This is a genomic window from Kitasatospora papulosa, assembly GCF_000717245.1.
In the GTDB taxonomy this organism is placed as follows: Bacteria; Actinomycetota; Actinomycetes; order Streptomycetales; family Streptomycetaceae; genus Streptomyces; species Streptomyces papulosus.
The window spans coordinates 1-737 of the sequence record NZ_JNYQ01000064.1; the positions used below are offsets into that span (position 1 = coordinate 1).

At 52.0% G+C, this 737-nt stretch carries 1 protein-coding gene; it reads right to left on the minus strand.

Annotation, left to right across the window (positions count from 1 at the left end; translation table 11 throughout):
* Positions 1–70: 70 nt before the first annotated feature.
* Positions 71–616: a DNA-packaging protein gene (locus tag IA22_RS36265; RefSeq protein WP_000453580.1), complete on the minus strand. Its 546-nt coding sequence runs from the start codon at positions 614–616 to the stop codon at positions 71–73.
* Between the last annotated feature and the right edge of the window lie 121 nt (positions 617–737).

Here is a 737-nt window from a genome sequence, read left to right on the forward strand (position 1 = left end):
TTCAACGGCGGTCTGTGGCTCCGGCCTGAACAGTGAGCGAAGCCCGGCGCGGACAAAATGCCGCAGCCTGTTAACCTGACTGTTCGATATATTCACTCAGCAACCCCGGTATCAGTTCATCCAGCGCGGCTGCTTTGTTCATGGCTTTGATGATATCCCGTTTCAGGAAATCAACATGTCGGTTTTCCAGTTCCGGAAAACGCCGCTGCACCGACAGGGGGAGCCCGTCGAGAATACTGGCAATTTCACCTGCGATCCGCGACAGCACGAAAGTACAGAATGCGGTTTCCACCACTTCAGCGGAGTCTCTGGCATTCTTCAGTTCCTGTGCGTCGGCCTGCGCACGCGTAAGTCGATGGCGTTCGTACTCAATAGTTCCTGGCTGGAGATCTGCCTCGCTGGCCTGCCGCAGTTCTTCAACCTCCCGGCGCAGCTTTTCGTTCTCAATTTCAGCATCCCTTTCGGCATACCATTTTATGACGGCGGCAGAGTCATAAAGCACCTCATTACCCTTGCCACCGCCTCGCAGAACGGGCATTCCCTGTTCCTGCCAGTTCTGAATGGTACGGATACTCGCACCGAAAATGTCAGCCAGCTGCTTTTTGTTGACTTCCATTGTTCATTCCACGGACAAAAACAGAGAAAGGAAACGACAGAGGCCAAAAAGCTCGCTTTCAGCACCTGTCGTTTCCTTTCTTTTCAGAGGGTATTTTAAATAAAAACATTAAGTTATGACG

Excerpts from the sequence above, each read along its gene's own strand:
- IA22_RS36265 (WP_000453580.1), bottom strand. The coding sequence starts at position 616 with ATGGAAGTCAACAAAAAGCAGCTGGCTGACATTTTCGGTGCGAGTATC.